We start from the raw sequence: 17,630 nt of genomic DNA, 5'->3' as shown, positions 1-17,630 counted from the left end.
CAATATCAAATCCGAGTCTTTTTTCGGCTATTAATTCACAAAAGATAAATCAACAGTATATATTTAACTTGTTTGAGAGTCTGAACTTTGTTATTTTAGAAATTCAAAAAAGGAAGAACGAATGGAGTAAAAGAGAGTAAATGCCGGATTTAAGGATTGGTTTGGATGTTGGTTCCGTCAATGCCAAGGCGGTGGTGATATGTGAGAAAAACACGATACCGAATGCTTTGGTAAACGGGTGGCGTGAATACAGGTTTGGCGAAAATTTATTCCTCTATGCACAAGAACCTGTCAGGGGGAATCCACAAAAAGCTGCACGGATATTGTTTGATTCTATTGCTGATATGTTTCCTAAAGATGAGTTCAAAATCACAGTAACAGGAAGCCAGGGGGTGCAGATTGCACATGTTCTTGATTTGAATGTATTGAATGAATTCAAAGCAATCGCTGCTGGCGCTCTTGAACTGTTTCCCGATGTAAAAACGATACTGGAAATCGGAGGCGATGGTTCGCGATTCCTCAAGGTGCACCGAAATCCCGGAACCGGTCAAGTTCGGATTCTTGATTATGAACGAAACGGCGATTGCGCAGCGGGTACGGGTTCTTTTATCGATCAACAGGCATTACGGCTCAGGTATAATGTCAAAGAAATCGGCGATTTGGTGGCCACAGCCGAAACCGGTGCGTCTATTGCCGGAAGATGCTCGGTGTTTGCCAAATCAGATATGATACACGCCCAGCAGCGCGGATATTCCCCGGCTGTTATTTTCAAGGGACTGTGTCAGGCTGTGGTGAGAAATTTCAAAGGCACCGTCCTGCGTGGAAAAACACTGGAACCCCGGGTGGCTTTTGTCGGGGGTGTGGCTGCCAATGACGGGGTTGTCCAGGCGGTTAAGGATATTTGCGGGTTATCCACTGATGAACTCATTGTGCCTGATTTGCATACCTTTGTCGGCGCTCTGGGCTGCGCTCTAAACGCGGGAGAAAAAGGTGTGTCTCGTGGCCGCTGGGCGCGGTTGGAAGCGTTGACCGATTTTGAAGAAAACACCAGTTACCCCGCGTTACAATTGGAACAGGTTCAGTACATCGAGGCGCCGCAACCCGACGCCATCAGACCCATAGAAAAATTGAATGCATTCCTGGGGGTGGATATTGGTTCGGTCAGTACGAATCTGGTTTTAATCGATGAAACCGGATGTGTGCTGGATGAAATTTATACCGCCACTCAGGGACGCCCTGTGGATGTGGTCAAAAGAGAACTGTTAAGGCTTGCCCGTCGCTGGCAGGACCAAATACAAATAGAGGGGGTGGGGACAACCGGTTCCGGTCGTGAACTGATTGGTGAATTGATCGGGGCGGATGTCATCCATGATGAAATTACCGCGCACAAAACGGGCGCCACCCATATCGCCACGACATATCTTGACGGCAATGTTGACACCATATTTGAAATAGGCGGACAGGATTCGAAATTTATTTCGATCGATGATGGTATTGTCGTGGATTTTACGATGAATGAAGCTTGTGCAGCGGGTACCGGGTCTTTCCTGGAAGAACAGGCGGACAAACTCGGGATTTCAATTGAACAGCAGTTTGCCGATTACGCTTTATCAAGTGACCGGCCGCTTCGGCTGGGTGAACGATGCACCGTATTTATGGAAAAAGATGTCTCAGCTTATATGCAGAAAGGGCATGCGGTTAAAGAAATAACAGCCGGTCTTGCCTTTGCCGTTGTGCAGAATTATCTGAACCGGGTTGTGCGTGGACGCAAAATCGGAGATTCTATTTTCTTTCAGGGCGGGACGGCCTATAACAAAGCGGTAGCGGCTGCGTTTGCGACCACTCTGGGCAAACCGATTATTGTGCCGCCTCATAACGGCGTGATGGGAGCCATCGGTGCCGCCCTGCTGGCGCGGGACAAGATAAATTTGACCCAGGTCCGCTCAAGATTTCGCGGTTTTGATCTGAATCAAGTTGACTTTGACATCCGGCATTTTGTCTGCAAGGGGTGCACAAATCACTGCAATATTCAGCAAATTACCATCGAGGGTGAAAAAACGTTTTGGGGAGATAAATGTTCAAATCGGTTTCGCACTTGTCGGAAAGCGGAATTGCAGCCCACGATTCCTGATCTGTTTGCGGCTTATCGGGAGTGGCTGGTTGAGGAACTGCCGGGTCCTGACGGCCTGGATACAAAAATCGGTGTTCCCCGGACTTTTTTCTATTATGATCGTTTTCCGTTTTGGAAAACATTTTTCCGTCAATTGGGAGCCGAGATTGTTTTATCCGAACCGACGAACAATGAGATTATCAGCGCCGGACGGGAACTGTGCATTGCGGAGCCCTGTTTTCCGGTCGTGGTGGCTCACGGGCATATTGCAACTCTTTTTGATAAAGACGTGGATTTTATATTTGCACCGGTATCTGTCAACTCGGAAGCGCAAACCCCCGATGTGTTTTCCTGGTATTGCCCGTGGGGTCAAACGTTTCCTTTGGTGACGATGAATGCCGGTTCCCCGGACATGCGCGATAAAATGCTGTCACCCGTTCTGCGCTTTCGATATGGCCCCGATTTTATCAAAAAACAGTTGTATCCGGTTGCCGAAAGACTCGGGGTGTCACGGCGTCGATGTGGAAAGGCTGTAGATTTTGCTTACGATGCTCAGAGGATGTTTAAAAAACGGGTCAAAGAGACCGGAAAAACCGTGCTGGACCGGATTGTAAAAAACAACGAATCCGCTGTGGTGATCGTCGGACGGCCTTATAACATCTATGATAACGGGGTGAACTTGAGTATTCCTGACAAACTCCGAGAACAGTACGGGATCAATATCATCCCCATGGATTTTCTGCCCATTGAGAATATAAACGTTTCTGATGTGCATGAAAATATGTTCTGGACCTATGGATATCGAATCCTGCAGGCCGCCAAATTTACAGGACAGCATGACAATTTACACTTGATTTATCTGACGAATTTCAAGTGCGGTCCGGATTCCTATATTAAGCATTTTGTGCGCGATGCATTGGGTTCTCCTTATTTGACATTGCAATTTGACGGGCATGGCAACGATGCCGGTATTCTCACTCGATGTGAGGCCTTTTTGCAAAGTAAACATGTTTTAGGTCAATCCCGGGAAAAAATAAAGAGTCTGGTCTGATGAATAACCGATCGATTCCACTGCAGGAGCGCACATTATATATTCCGCAAATGTCTTATGAGGGCGCTGCGTGCATGGCGGCCGCTTTCCGGTCTATCGGCGTGAATGCCCGGCCTTCACCGGCAAGTGATGCCAAAACTCTGGAATCCGCGCGAAAAGTTCTTTCCGGGGATGAATGTCTGCCTCAGGCCGTGGTTTTGGGTAATTTTCTGCAAGTAACGGAAATGCCGGATTATGATCCCGATCATACGGCGTTTATGCTGCCCACTTCAAACGGTCCCTGCCGATTCGGGCATTATATGCCGCTTTGCCGGAAAATATTTGCCGACCGGGAAGAAAATGTCATGATTTGTTCCCCGACCAGCACAAATGGATACCAGGATATCGGCGAAGAAGCACAAAATCTGGTGCGCACCGGTTGGCAGGCAGTTGTGGCGTCGGATTGTCTGAGAAAACTTTATTTAATCACGCGCCCTTATGAACTGAACCCGGGCGATGCGGATCGGGTGTTTGAACAGTCCCTAAAAGAACTATGTTCTGCTATTGAAGTTCGGGCGCTGCCTCACTCTCAACGATTAAGCGAGATCGTAAACGTTTTATCGGCGGCCAGAGAAGCGTTTCGCGGCATCCCTGCTGATTACTCGCAGGACAAACTGATTATCGGCGTGGTTGGAGAAATCTTTTGCCGGTTTAACAGCTTTAGCAATCAGGATATGTTTAGACACATTGAGAAATACAATGGAGTGGTCTGGATTTCCGATATTGCAGAATGGGTTTGGTACACTCATGATGAAGAAGAAATGCGCTTGAAAGATACAGGTCAAACCTGGTCTTTTCAGATGCTGGGCTGTAAAATAAAGCAGGCGGTTATGCATCATGATGAGAAAAAGATTACAAATGTTTTTAAAGATGATTTTAAAAATGTTCCCGAGCCGCATCACGTTCGTGAGATTTTGGAACTTTCCCGGCCTTATCTGCCGCGCGAAGGTTCCAACGGAGAGATGGTGATGAGTATGGGCAAAGCGCTTTGGTATTATCATCATGGCGCCGCCGGGGTGATTGATATCAGCCCGTTTTCCTGCATGAACGGTATTGTCACCGAAGCGGTATATCCGCGAGTTTGTCAGGAGCACAACAATTTTCCTGTGCGGGTGTTTTATTTTGACGGCAACCAGGCCTCTGTTGAAAATGATTTGGAACTGTTTATGGAACTGGCCCGGCAATATCAAAACGCCAATATAAAAGAGTGAGGTTTTGGCATGAGTATGATAAAAATAACGGCGATTCTGGCGCTCTCTGTTTTATTGGGATTCATTTCCAATTCTATCAATCCCAATGGTATTTCTTTGTTTGAGCAGGAGCAGAAAGAATTCAAGTTCGATGCGCCGCCGGCTCAACCGGTATCTGTGAGCCGGTCTGATCTGAAACAAATGATACAAAAAGACGCTTGTTTGATTCTGGATGCCCGACTGCCCGATGCCTATAACGACGCTCATATTCCTGGCGCTGTCAATATTCCTTTTGAACGTCTGGGAATGGTCTATGATAAAATTCAAACCCTGCCAAAGGAAAAGTGGTTGATCACGTATTGTGACAGTCCCGAATGTGATCTCGGCGAGTTGCTGGCTGATGAACTGTACAATTTAGGATACGAATACGTCGGCTATTATAAAAGCGGAATTGAGGAGTGGAAACAAACTGAGCAGGTTGCGCATGAATGATAAAATGGCTTTTGGGATAAAATTTGTATTGCGTTTGTTGTTGGCCGGGGTTTTTATTGCTGCGGCTGTAAGCAAAATCATGGATCCGGCTGACTTTGAATGATATTGAAAATTATCGTTTGATCCCGCCGCTGGTGATAAAGCTGACGGCAATTGTTCTTCCCTGGCTTGAGCTGGTCTGTGCGGTATTGCTGATACTGAACCGGTGGGTGAGGCCGACAGCTCTGATACTCATAGGATTGAATATTGTATTTATGGCAGCGATTTCATCTGCATTGATTCGAGGTCTGGACATCGAGTGCGGATGTTTTTCGGGTGACTCGAATGTCGGAGTCATGCGGCTGGTAGAGGATGCCGTACTATTGGCGGCAGCTGTCCTGCTTTACCGGTTGGAGCGCACTCACCCCGACTGATGGTTTCTCCGGGACCGGGAAAGATAGCGGTCTTTAATTTTCAGCATATATTCGTATGCTGCCTCATGCTCGTTTGGAATGTCGCCGTTCAATATGGCGTCCTGAATGGCATTTTTAATATTGCCCACCGACGGGCCGGGCGGAATGCCGCAAACCCGCATGATCTCGTCGCCGCGAACCGGCGGTTGAAATTCGCGGATATGGTCTTTTGCTTCGACTTTTTGAATGCGCTCTACAACCCAATCAAAGTTGCCCAGATGCTGCTTGACGCGTTTGGGATTTCCCGAGGTGATATCCGCGCGGCACAGACTGATCAGATCGTCAATGTCATTTCCGGCTTTGAAAATGAGACGCCGGATGGCGCTGTCAGTTACGCCTTCCTCGGACAGGCTGATGGGCCGAAGATGCAGTCTGATCAATTTGCTGACATATTGAATGGTGTCATTGGACAGGCGCAGGCGTTTGCCCAGACGTTCAAAGATGCGGGCGCCCACTTCTTCGTGTCCGTGAAAGGTCCACCCAACAGAAGGGACATAGGCTTTTGTGGCCGGTTTGGCAATATCATGAAAGAGCGCTGTGATTAACAGGCGCGGATCTTTACTGACTTGCGCAATATTGTCCACAACTTTGAGTGTATGATCAAAAACGTCTTTATGGCGATGTTTGCCGATTTGTTCGACCCCTTTAAGCTTTTCGATTTCAGGGAGAATAACTTTGAATATGCCGGTTTCGTCCATCAGAGAAAGTCCGACAGACGGTTGGGGCGTGAGCAATATTTTGACCAGTTCATCGGTGATCTCGTTCCTGGGAAATGATGGATAACCGGTGCGCCTCGTTTTTGAGACCTTTTAGTGTTTTTTTCTCTATTTTAAACTGAAACCGGGAAGCAAATCGGACGGCCCGCATAATGCGCAAGGGATCGTCAAAAAAGGTACGCTCAGGATTTAGCGGAGTTCGAATCAGATGATGTTCCAGGTCATGCACGCCATGGTAGAGATCAACGAGATCGCCGCGATTTTCCCGGTTCAGCGCGATGGCCATGGCATTGATGGTAAAATCCCGGCGGGCAATGTCATCGCTCAGCTCTGCCTGTTCAACGATCGGTTTTCGGGAATCCCGTTGATAGCTTTCTTTACGCGCGCCGACGAATTCCAGGGTGAAATCTTTGTAGCGAAGCATGGCGGTGCCGAAGCGTTTGTAAACAGAGATGTGTCGGGTTCCCAGCGCGTTTGCGGCCTGACGGGCGAACTGCGGTCCGTCACCGATCACCACAACATCAATGTCTTTGCATTTGTTGTCGAGGAACTGATCTCTGACATAACCGCCAACCACATAAACCTGGACGCCGTATTGATCCGCTGTATCTCCGATTATTTGAAATACAGGGTTTGAAATAAAAGAGAGACTGTCTTTTTTCATAAAATCGTCATCGTGTAATAATTAGAACGTTTAATATATGAAAAGTGAATGATAAAGTAAAGGACAGGTTGTGGGATTGTTCAAGGTTGTTTGGCTGTTTTAAAACTCTGCAAGGGATGTTGTGTCTAAAAAAATGAAATATATTCAATTGTGGCATTATAATTGCATAAAACACAATGGCAACCGCGATAAAAGTCATATAAAAGAGGTTTTTAACGCTAAAATGTATCAGTTTGTTTCAATCGTGTCACATTATTGCAAACAATTGCGGTGTTTTTGCCATCACATGCTACAACGGATTATAAAATATTAAAAAAAGTGTTGTAAAGTGCTAATAAAAATAGTATTATATAAAGCATCCCTAAAGTATACGGCAGCAAAGTCATGGCACTGAAATTGCTTACTGCTGTACAAGATACATGCTTGACTTAATCCGAAAACATTAATTTATTCATTTATTTTTGTGGAGGTCATAATGAACCTGAGATACTCAAAAGCGTACTTTGTGTTGATCATCCTGGTTACACTGAGTATGCTGGGCGTGGTGCATGCCGAAAAATGGTACGTGCACGTCCTGAAGGGGAACGACGGGTATAATGGTCTTTACTCCCTGCCGATTGACGGCGTCAAGGGACCCAAACAGACTATTAATGATGCGATTCGCGCCGCGTCGGCGAACGACACGATCTATGTGGCGTACGCGAACGGCAACGAATACCAGCCCGTCAATATCGATACCACGGACGACAAGGACATGTATTTCTCCCCGTACCAGGGAGAATCGGATGCCCCCGTCGTTCAGAAATGGGAAACCATCCGCAGGCACACCTTTCTTGGCGAGTTTCTCATTGATGAACACCTGAAAATCTGGGGTGGCGGTGAGTTTGTCAATGCGTATAACTTGATTCTGGCCAGCGGGTCTCAAATTATGAGGATGGATGGGACATTTGACTCTTCACCGCAGTTTTCCGGGTGGTGCAATCTGACTTATGCCTTGTCAGGAGATACGATTGTTTCAGGACCCGAGCATCCGGTTGTGAATGCGCCTTTTATTGACAAGAATGGTAATCCATTTGATCCTACTTCTTCCTCGGGACACAGATTTTTAGATGTTAATGGTGGCGATTTCCCGATCAATAATTTAACCATTGAAACCGGAACCACCTATCAATTACCGGCCCTGGCCAATGAATCAGGGGGTGGATTTGTGGATTCGGCTCAGGTCAAGGGGATTCGTGGAGACTGGCATAACAAGGGTCCGGTTATTTTACAAGATACGCTGGTGGTTTGGTCGCGTGATCAACATACTGTAGAAGCTGATTTTGAATACACCAGCGGCGGCGCCCTGTATTTCCGTATGGAAGGCGGAAGCGGTGGGTATACAGTCGTAGTAGATGGCGATTACAAACTGCCCAATATTGTGGCCTCCCGCTTTATTAGCACGGGTATGGACTCTCTGCAGCTCAAAACCGACAAAAGCATCGGCAAAGTCACCAACAAATCCCGCTGGATCAAAGTCAAAATCCCGCATTCCGGAACGGACGGCAACGAGATTTACGGACTGTCCAATGAAGAGCGCGGGGAGATTGTGGTCAGCTGGTTGGCGGCGGCGCCGCGCGATGTTTACATTGCCAATAATACCACATCGGAGATGAACGGCGGTGAGATCTTTTTCCGCAATGACGGTAAAGTTGTCCTCAACGGGCTGAATCTCGTCAACGGACTGGTCAAATTTAATCCGGCGACCAACGATTCTGCTGTCATTATCAAAAGCAGCCCGGCCAAGTTCCTGGGCGGTGACTTTAGCATGGGACCTAATTCCGGTACCCGTACCTTGTCGATTCAGTCCGATACCACGATTTTCGGCACTGATTCCTTCGGCAGCAGCACGGTCACGGATTTTAATCATACGGACATGGATGCCGTCACCCTGCTGTTCAACGGCGGCATCAATCAGTACATTTTCGGCCGTCAGAAAGCCGCTCTCTGGTTTGGTCCGTTGACGATCAATAACGGCAACAATGAGGTGGTGTTTATCGGCGATGATTTTCGCGGGCAGCTGCGTGTTCTGGATGATGTGCATTTCCAGACCGGCGATATTACGCTAAGCGATTTTCATCTTATCGTCGGCAGTGATACACCGCCCTATATGGCGAACGGTACCTTTACCAACGACGCGGGTTACAAATCATTGAACCTGGGCCATGTTGAAATGAATGGTAACGCCTCACCCCAATTTGTGACCGGTGACGGAGAATTTGCCAATATTGCATTTAACAACGACGCCAATGCCGGCGGTCTTGATATCTTTCTCGGTGATACGCTGAGATGTACAGAACATATGTACCTGGTCAAGGGACAAGTTGATAATTCCGGTCCCGCCTATATTATCTTTAATATGGATGAAACCACCGGTGTTCAGCCGACCATCGTGCGCAATCGCGGTGAATTGGCTGCTTTGCCGCTTTTTGACGACAGCGGCGACACCACACGCGTGAATGTGGCGTATATCGGCAAAGACAAAGAATCCGGGTATGAAATTCCATCCGACGGTTCGCATTTGAACGATCTGTCTGTTGAAACGACCAACAGTCTTACGGCCCCGGGACGCGGTACCATTTATCTGAGTCGCGATGCCACCGTGCACGGGTCGCTGAATGTCAATGAAGATCAGGCGCTGATCATCGCGACCGGTACCTATCTGCAGATGATGGGCAGCAATGCGACGATTTACGGTGATCTCGCCAATGAACATACACCCATAGTGCCCATACGTGAATCGGCGCAGGAGCAGAGCGTTCAGGCAGAAAATGCACTGGCTACTCCGACACCGCCGCTTTATATTGATCGAGGCATTTTTGTGCTGTCTCGTCCCAGTGGTACAACGATCAACTGTCTGAGTTCAGCGCCCGGAGATGACCCCGGCGGTTTGCCCGATACTTATGTTTCCGCCCTGTCACAGGGCAATGTGATCTATGATGCGCCGGCTCTCTACACGGAATACTTTATGAATGATAATTTGATCGCAGGCGACACATCAGCTGTACGCGGCAGTTTGAGCTTTCAGAACAACCCGGCCGGCAGTATCTCTTCACTGGCGATCCGTTTTGCACCGAGCAGTCAATCTCATATCGAAAATATTTTTATGGGCTCGGGCGCGAATTTGACTCTGTTATCCAATATGAATCAAGGCGGATACTTGAGACACGTTGCGGATGCCGCGATTAATGTCAGTGATTTTGTCTACTGGTTCATGTCCGGTACCAAACAACATAATTTCCAGGGCGGTTCCTCAACACTGGGTGACGAGGGTTATCTCCTGTTTGATCATCCGAGTACTGTTCGTCTTGGTTTGGAGCGAATAGGCGGCAACGATCCGGATATTGATGCGGATGTTGTGGTTAATTTGGATAATGCGGCCAACAAGCTTGAACTGCGGCCTGTCGGCACTCCCGGGGACCTGTATCTGGATGGTGATTTTACTCTGATACAGGGCACCATTCGATTATTCAGAGAGCTGCATCTGCGTGGAAAGCATTTCAATTTCCATGAAGATGGTTCCGTGATCGGTGCAGATACGCTGTTTTTGGCCAGTTTAACACCGCCCATGGAAATGATGATCGAGGATTCACCCAGTCTGAATCATCTGACGGTTCTGGAAGATGTGAATCTGTCCGGTGCTCAGGCGAATCCGGCTCTGGATGTCAATGGTTGGTTCCGCCACGGCGATGGTCTGCTGAATTTCGGCGCTATTGATATCACCGTGAACGGGCATTATCATCGTGATGACGGCACCTATGCGGCAACAACAGGGTATCTGGTTATTAATACCAATACCTTCCGACAGGGTGCAACTGCATTCACCATACCGAATCTCAGTCTGATCTATAACGGTAATTTTACCGCAACCGAAGATGCCGATTTTACAGTCACCCAGCGTTTTGATTTGCGTATCGGTGACGGGCATCAGTTCAATCATGACGGCAAACTTGCCATGTCGAATGGCGTGACCTTTACTTTCGAGGATGGTACGTTTGATGATCCACCGGATTACAAAGGGACAATTCGTCTGAATCTGGTGTGTGACAGTGATCATCCGATCTCTGATGAGATATGGCCTGCCGCACCCACAACCCTGGTCACGACGGTAAACGACAGCGCCACAGCCGCATCGGTTGATATGGTGTTGCCGGGCAGTCGAACCGTTAATGACACCATGAATTATTACAGAGGTAACGTTCAGGTACCGGATGGCAATGTATTCACCGTTGCCAACGATGCTGTGATTGAAGTTGTTGACGGAACATTGGAGCTGTTAGGAACAGCGTCAACGAATTACGGTTCCGGTATTTGGGTTTATTATTATAACAATGGTACGGATCGGGTAACGGGTCCGGAACTTCCGCCGGAGGTTGAACGGTTAGAGTTTACCCGATATAGAAATATTGCAAATAAATATACACAGGTAATGACCCCGGTTGTGGTAAGCGGTTTGAATTCTCTGCATGTGAAAAACAATGTAGAGACATTCGGCAAAATCACCACCATGGGTGATGTATATTTTGCAAACGAATCCAATGCGTTTAATCTTGCCACGGATCCGAAATGTAAATTCCACGCACCTCTGGAATTTGCCGGACCCAACGCGCAGATGCTTCATGTGCCCTCGGCGGGTATGGACCTGACCGGCGGTGGCGTTGCCAATGCTAATCTGCGGGTGGCAAAAACCAATTCCGACTCGATGGTCACACTGCAGGGCGGAGACATTGAAACCGGTGTTATCTTTTTCAGCAATGGCTTGCTCGCCACTCAGGATGACAATGCCTTTGTGATTCCCGCGCCGCCGGACGGACAGGGATTTGACCGCTCTGATGTCGGTGATGATGATTTGAGCCACGTGGTCGGCAATGTCCGGAAAGGAATGGTGAATACCGGTAATCTGGCAACCTCAACCTTCCAGCGCAGTGAATTTCCGGTCGGGAACCGGTTTGCCTATCGTCCGGCTGTGATTACCTTCCAGCCGATCGGAGCGCAACCGACGATTCCGAGCGGAATTGAACTGACTGTAAAACACGTTTCGGAATCCCCTCAAGGCGATGTTGGTCTGCCGATTGAGAACGGGATTGAAGCCAATCGCGATATCGGCGGTTATCCGGATTTCTACTGGGATATTCGGGCAAACGGCACGTATTCCCAAAGCTATTTTGATCTGGAACTGATTGCCGACGGATTTACCGAATACCAGGATGTTGAAGATCCTGCGTATCATTCGTCGTCACGGTAATGAACAGGATGTTGAGAACCAGTGGCGGCTACAGGGTAGCCCGAATGAATACGACAACGCTGAATATGTTGATCAGCCCAGTCCGGTTATCATCAACCGCAATTCTCTGGGCGGTTTGAGATCCGAAGGCGCCTTGTTCACCCTGGGGCTGGAAGAGTCAGTCATTACCAACACGCACTTTCGTGACGAGTTGATCTGGCTCGGTAAAAACCCCTATCAGGTGCTGACGGCTTACGTCACAGACGCCAATCTTGAAGCGGGTGTTCCTATGGAATACGGCGATGAAATTGCGATTTATGATAATGATATGTGCGTAGGCTATAGCCAGCTAAGCGCTGTTATATCACCTCAGAATCCGCTGACGATTACCTGTTCAGCTGATGATGAAACCACGCCTGATAAAGACGGGTTTACCCCCGGACACGAGGTTACGGTTCGAGTGTGGGATCAAAGTCAGCAGCAGGAATATATCGTACCGGTTGTCGATTTCTTTAAAGTGAATGTGGATGAATATGTCAATCCCGCAACACCGAATACGTATATATTTGATTACAGACAGTCTGTCCGGATTGAGTTTACGATGGCGGACGCCATGTACAACCAGTATATTGAATTCAGCAAAGCCGGTTGGCATATCTTCTCATTGGCTGTCAATCCTACCGGCAGTCATAATATGTTCGATACAAACGGCTCGGACGGTATTCTGAATCAAATTGAATCCAATCTTGAAAAAGTACAAGGCGGTCCCGGTATCGGTTCTATTGAAGTACTTTTCGGTCAATGGCAGAACTTTATCGGGAACTGGCAGCCGGAACAGGGCTATTATATCAATGTTGACGGCCCCTGCGTGCTGCATGTCAGCGGAACCCGTTTGGAGACTCCGTTAAATATATCGCTGAATGATGGATGGAACATTGTCAGCTATCCCTGCCTGGGTTCAAGTCAGGATGCGCAGCAATTCTTCCAGACTCTCATCAATCAGGGTGTATTTGTCAAGGCTCTGGATGAAAGAGGTAATCCATTGGAAGAACTGTTCTTCTCAGGCTGGCAGAACAAAATCGGTAATGTTCAGGCGGGTGAAGGCTATTACGTCAAAGTCGATGGCGGCGGTACGTTCACTGTCAATTGTCCCAGCAGTACTCCCAAGGCAGTTGCTGAACAAACTGTGGAACAGATGCCGCAATACTTTGAGATGGAACGTATGGACAATCCATACAAGCCTATGGCCGTCTATGTCACGGAAGCCAAAGTGAATGACTATGATGTTCAGGTCGGTGATGAAATCGCGGTTTATGACGGCGAAACACTCGTCGGCGCCGCTGTGGTCAGTCAGCCGGTTTCCAAGGAACAGCCATTGCTGATCAAAGCATCTGCTACTGACGGAAATGCTCCGGGATTCGTTCAAGGTCACGCGATGACATTTAAACTGTGGAGCAAGGCGGAAAACAAACTGCTGAACATTGACGCCAAAGCTGTACAGTACAGCGACCCGAAAACCGGTGAATCCATGGCTCCGGCTCTGTTCTCGCAAATGGGAACCGCAGTTGTCAATATCAACACAAAAGTTGCACAACAGGCGGAACTGCCCGAGGATTTTGCGCTTGAACAGAATTACCCGAATCCGTTCAATCCGTCTACCAGCATTCATTATGCTCTGCCCGCGGATAACCAGGTAACCGTTCAGATCTTTGATGTGACCGGTAAATTGGTGACCACTCTGGTGAACACTCAGCAAAAAGCCGGTTATCACACCGTGGTCTGGAACGGTACGGATCGTTACGGCAATCAGGTTGCAACCGGTATTTACTTTTACCACCTGAAATCCGGTGACTTTACTCAAACCCGTAAAATGATGTTTGCAAAATAAAGCAAAGCGGGGGCGGTTGAAACCGCCCCCGGCTTTTTAACATGAGGTTGTTTAGATTGAGCATCAAGTATTTTGTTTTAATTGTATGTTTGCTCGCCGGTATGGCGAAAGGACAGCATTTCAAGCCACCGGATCAAAATCCGTATCAACCCATGACCATTTATGTGATCGAAGCGACATATAACGGTCGGCATATGGTTAGCGGTGATGAAATTGCTGTTTTTAACCCGGATACGCTTTTGGTTGATTCTTTTGTGTTGGAACAACAATTGGCCCCGGCTCCTGATGAATACGAGATTTTACGAGCGGGGTTGAGTGATTCAAATACGGTGGGTTTTAATGAAGGCGATACGCTTCGGTTCAGGTTTTGGGATTTTTCTGATCAAAAAGAAACGATAATTGATTATGATGATATTGAGTTTTTGAATGCCAATACCGGTGAACCTGTAGATGGGATTTACAGAACAGAAATGAGTTCAATTGCAATAAAAATTCACCATGGCGGAGCACATAGCCATGTAAGTGAAGCAGAACAGGTTAACAATGATTTTAGATTAGATGCAAATGTTCCAAACCCATTCAATCCGGTGACCACTCTTTGCTATTCACTGTCTCGAACCGGTCATGTGGCTTTAAATATATTCGACCTGACGGGAAGGCATATACGGGAGCTGGTGAACGATATCCAGAGGAATGGGACCTATTCTGTACAATGGGACGGAACTGATGAGCAGGGTATTCCCGTCGCATCCGGGATGTTTTTTTACAGATTATCAACGGACATGTATCAGGAAACCCGGAAAATGTCCCTGATACGGTGAACAAGAACGATGTGATGTTTATTTGCAAAGGCTTGGTAAAAAACTTGAATTTTTACCGAAACCATTGTAAATTACATTTAGAATGTACAAAAATATGAGGTCAATCATGAAAGGTATGTTGAGGACTTTGGTGCTGTGCTGCCTTACTTTTGTAGCAAGTACAGTACAAGCGGAGATTACTCCCGAGATGTTTGAGAATCCCGAGAGTACACAATTCCCCATGCAGATATATGTAACCAGTGTTTCTATTGATGCGGGTTTTAATGAAACGAATCTGGTTGCCGGAGACAAAATAGGCGCGTTCGACACGGTAGAAGGTAATGAAATATGTGTCGGTATGAAAACACTGACAAGTTCATACACCAGCATGGATGTGAATGAAAGTATACTCTGGTTTGAAGCTTACAAGGCGGAACGATCCAGTGGTCTCATTACTGAACTGGGATTTATTGAGGGTCACAGGATTAAACTGGCCGTCTACAAGGCGGCTGAAGATGAAGTTTATGTGTTCAATGATGAAGAATTGACCAATCTTGACCCTTCCACCTCTGAGGAAATACCGATTGATTCATTAAAATATGAAGGTCAAGGCACTGCTGCCGTGGAAATCAATGCAGAGGAACTGGATCTTGATCTCAGCGTGAATGACGAAACGATGGGTGATATTCTTGCCAAATTCACCCAGTCGGCTGCCTATTCGGCGGCTGATCCTTCCTATAACGTCCAGAAAGGTGATACCGTCTGGCTGGCCGCAGCCAGCAAAGATGCTGTACTGTATGAATTTATCGAATGGACGTGGGATGCAGAGTCGGACACCAATGAAACGGTCGTTTTCATTATGGAAGAAGACGAGTCCTATACCGCAAATTTTGAACAGGTCATCCCGGTCGAATTGGCGGCTTTTTCGGTCACACAAAGCGTTGACGGTGTCCTGCTGACCTGGCAGACAGCGACGGAAACCAACAATTATGGATTTCAGATTCAGCGAGCCGGCGCAAGTCAGGCTGATTGGCAAGTCATCGGGTTTGTGCCCGGCGCCGGGACGTCCAGCGCTGCAAAAGAATATTCTTTTCTGGATACTGTGCCCGCCTCAGACCGGAGTTATTACTATCGCCTGAAACAGGTGGATACGGATGGAAGTTTTGAGTATTCTCCGGTTCGCGAGTTCAAGGCTGTTCCCCATGAATTTGCCTTGCAGCAAAATTTTCCGAATCCGTTCAATCCCCAAACCACCATCTCTTATGAGTTGAAAAAAGAGACGCATGTCACCCTGGAAGTCTATGATCTGCTGGGTAAACGTATTCAGGTACTCATTGATCGCACGATGCCCGCCGGGTCTCATCATATCACCCTGAATGCTTCACAGATGAGCGCCGGTACGTATTTTTACAAAATGAGTACCGGGCCGTATACAAAAATCAGAAAAATGACTTTGATTAAATAGCAGAACGGGTTTTGCCTCGAACTCCGTACTTTGATTGATTGACCGGGTGGGAACTCTTGAAAAAGCGGTGTCTTTAAGACACCGCTTTTTTTATAGCTGATTTAGAACGTTTGTTAATGGTTCCAGTTCGGTTTTGTCAACCGTACGTAAATTTAAAAAAACAAGGCCTTTGTAGATATATGGAATGACAGGCGGATCGCTTTTCCGCAAGTGTTCGGCGACTTTGTGCGGTGATGAATGCTCGAGTACGATGGCCCGGCTGGGCAGTTCTTCAGTGGGCAGCGCGCCGCTGCCGGGCTGGCTTGTGCATGTTTCAATCTTGACCCGGTAGCGAGTCCGGATGTCGGTATGCAGTCGGGATACTATGTATTCTGCTTTTTCTACAATATGTTCAACAGAATCTGTTAACAGTTGCATACTTTTATGATTTTGGGGGAATTCAGCCTTGAAAAAGAGTTTTAATGTGCCTTCCAATCCTGCCAGCGTCAGTTTTCCGCATCTGACCGCGCGCATAATCGGATTTTCAAAAATCTGCTCGAGATAATAACGGGACCCGACGAGAATACCGGATTGGGGTCCCCCCAGAACCTTATCACCGCTGAATGTGACCACATCAACACCGGCGTGAAGACTGTGCTGAACAAGGGGCTCATACGGTAAATTGAATGCTCTCAAGTCATGTATCACACCGGCTCCCAGATCGTGAATCACCGGCATGTTATGCGAGTGTGCGACATCACAAAGCTCGTTCAAGGCGACGGTCTCTGTAAATCCGGTTATTCGGTAATTGGATGTATGTGCGACCATGACAGCCCCGGTGTGTTCAGATACACCATTTTTATAATCAGAGAGTTTGGTTTTATTGGTTGTACCGACTTCATGCATGATCACACCGCTTTTATGCATGATATCAGGGATTCGGAATGATCCGCCGATTTCCACCAATTCCCCCCGGGACACCAGAACCTCTTTGCCGCAGGCCAGTGTGTTCAGGCTCAGGAAAACCGCCGCGGCGTTATTATTCACGACCAGGGCGTCTTCAGAACCTGCAAGTTTGCACAACAGGTCCCGGATATGAGTCATTCTGTCGCCGCGTTTGCCGCTTTCCATATCCAGTTCGAGATTTGAATATCCCTTTATGACGTGTTGGATATGCTCTCCGGCGGATTCCGAAAGAGGCGCGCGGCCCAATCCGGTGTGCAGAATGATCCCCGTCGCATTGATCACATAGCCGAGGCGTGAGCGGAATTCAAAAGTCAGGTTTTCCCGGATACTTTTCAGAATGTGTTCAATTAATGCTGCTCTTGTCGTTTGACCCGATTTGTTTATTATCTTTTTTCGTATTTGCACCAGTTCGGATTGTATGGCAGCTTTGACGGACTGTTTGCCGTACTCGTCTATTAGAGCGACGGCCTCGGATGTATTTAAAAGGTCGTCGACAGGCGGTATTATGCTCAATGGATTCATATTATAAAAACTCTGCGGGTATAGACTTGTCAC

General features: G+C 47.6%; 11 protein-coding genes. 8 read left to right on the top strand and 3 right to left on the bottom strand.

Annotated elements, in window-relative coordinates; genetic code table 11:
- The first annotated feature begins 140 nt into the window (after nucleotides 1-140).
- From U5R06_19645 to U5R06_19630, 4 genes are all read left to right on the top strand, one after another.
- Nucleotides 141-3,161, top strand: a complete 3,021-nt coding sequence (locus U5R06_19645) for an acyl-CoA dehydratase activase (GenBank protein ID MDZ7724958.1) — start codon at nucleotides 141-143, stop codon at nucleotides 3,159-3,161.
- Nucleotides 3,161-4,411, top strand: a complete 1,251-nt coding sequence (locus U5R06_19640) for a hypothetical protein (GenBank protein ID MDZ7724957.1) — start codon at nucleotides 3,161-3,163, stop codon at nucleotides 4,409-4,411. Before U5R06_19645 ends, U5R06_19640 begins: the two co-directional genes overlap by 1 nt.
- 9 nt (nucleotides 4,412-4,420) lie before the next feature.
- Nucleotides 4,421-4,882: a rhodanese-like domain-containing protein gene (locus U5R06_19635; GenBank protein ID MDZ7724956.1), complete on the top strand. Its 462-nt coding sequence runs from the start codon at nucleotides 4,421-4,423 to the stop codon at nucleotides 4,880-4,882.
- A 95-nt stretch (nucleotides 4,883-4,977) separates the two neighbouring features.
- The gene (locus U5R06_19630; protein MDZ7724955.1) at nucleotides 4,978-5,295 is read left to right on the top strand and encodes a MauE/DoxX family redox-associated membrane protein; all 318 of its coding nucleotides are present in this window, start codon (nucleotides 4,978-4,980) and stop codon (nucleotides 5,293-5,295) included.
- On the opposite strand, the gene U5R06_19625 is transcribed toward U5R06_19630, so the two are convergent.
- Nucleotides 5,283-6,068 (bottom strand): HD domain-containing protein, encoded by a 786-nt coding sequence (locus U5R06_19625; GenBank protein MDZ7724954.1) that lies wholly within the window; start codon nucleotides 6,066-6,068, stop codon nucleotides 5,283-5,285. The genes U5R06_19630 and U5R06_19625 overlap by 13 nt on opposite strands.
- Nucleotides 6,069-6,081: 13 nt before the next feature.
- On the bottom strand, nucleotides 6,082-6,714 hold the full coding sequence (locus tag U5R06_19620; GenBank protein ID MDZ7724953.1) for a hypothetical protein: 633 nt from the start codon (nucleotides 6,712-6,714) through the stop codon (nucleotides 6,082-6,084).
- A 475-nt stretch (nucleotides 6,715-7,189) separates the two neighbouring features.
- Here U5R06_19620 and U5R06_19615 point away from each other — a divergent pair, with 475 nt between their 5' ends.
- From U5R06_19615 to U5R06_19600, 4 genes are all read left to right on the top strand, one after another.
- Nucleotides 7,190-11,998: a hypothetical protein gene (locus U5R06_19615; GenBank protein MDZ7724952.1), complete on the top strand. Its 4,809-nt coding sequence runs from the start codon at nucleotides 7,190-7,192 to the stop codon at nucleotides 11,996-11,998.
- Nucleotides 11,961-13,865: a FlgD immunoglobulin-like domain containing protein gene (locus tag U5R06_19610; protein MDZ7724951.1), complete on the top strand. Its 1,905-nt coding sequence runs from the start codon at nucleotides 11,961-11,963 to the stop codon at nucleotides 13,863-13,865. Before U5R06_19615 ends, U5R06_19610 begins: the two co-directional genes overlap by 38 nt.
- Before the next feature lie 56 nt (nucleotides 13,866-13,921).
- Complete coding sequence (locus U5R06_19605) at nucleotides 13,922-14,686, top strand: FlgD immunoglobulin-like domain containing protein (protein MDZ7724950.1); 765 nt, start codon at nucleotides 13,922-13,924, stop codon at nucleotides 14,684-14,686.
- Nucleotides 14,687-14,792: 106 nt separating this feature from the next.
- Nucleotides 14,793-16,130, top strand: coding sequence for a T9SS type A sorting domain-containing protein (locus U5R06_19600; protein MDZ7724949.1), 1,338 nt, complete (start codon nucleotides 14,793-14,795; stop codon nucleotides 16,128-16,130).
- A 90-nt stretch (nucleotides 16,131-16,220) separates the two neighbouring features.
- Here U5R06_19600 and selA read toward each other — a convergent pair whose 3' ends face one another.
- On the bottom strand, nucleotides 16,221-17,597 hold the full coding sequence (gene selA, locus U5R06_19595) for an L-seryl-tRNA(Sec) selenium transferase (GenBank protein MDZ7724948.1): 1,377 nt from the start codon (nucleotides 17,595-17,597) through the stop codon (nucleotides 16,221-16,223).
- Between the last annotated feature and the right edge of the window lie 33 nt (nucleotides 17,598-17,630).

The sequence above is a fragment of the candidate division KSB1 bacterium genome, from assembly GCA_034521575.1.
GTDB lineage: Bacteria > Zhuqueibacterota > Zhuqueibacteria > Residuimicrobiales > Krinioviventaceae > JAXHMJ01.
The sequence above is the reverse complement of the archived record's forward strand: the minus strand, read 5'-3'. Positions and strand labels throughout refer to the sequence as shown.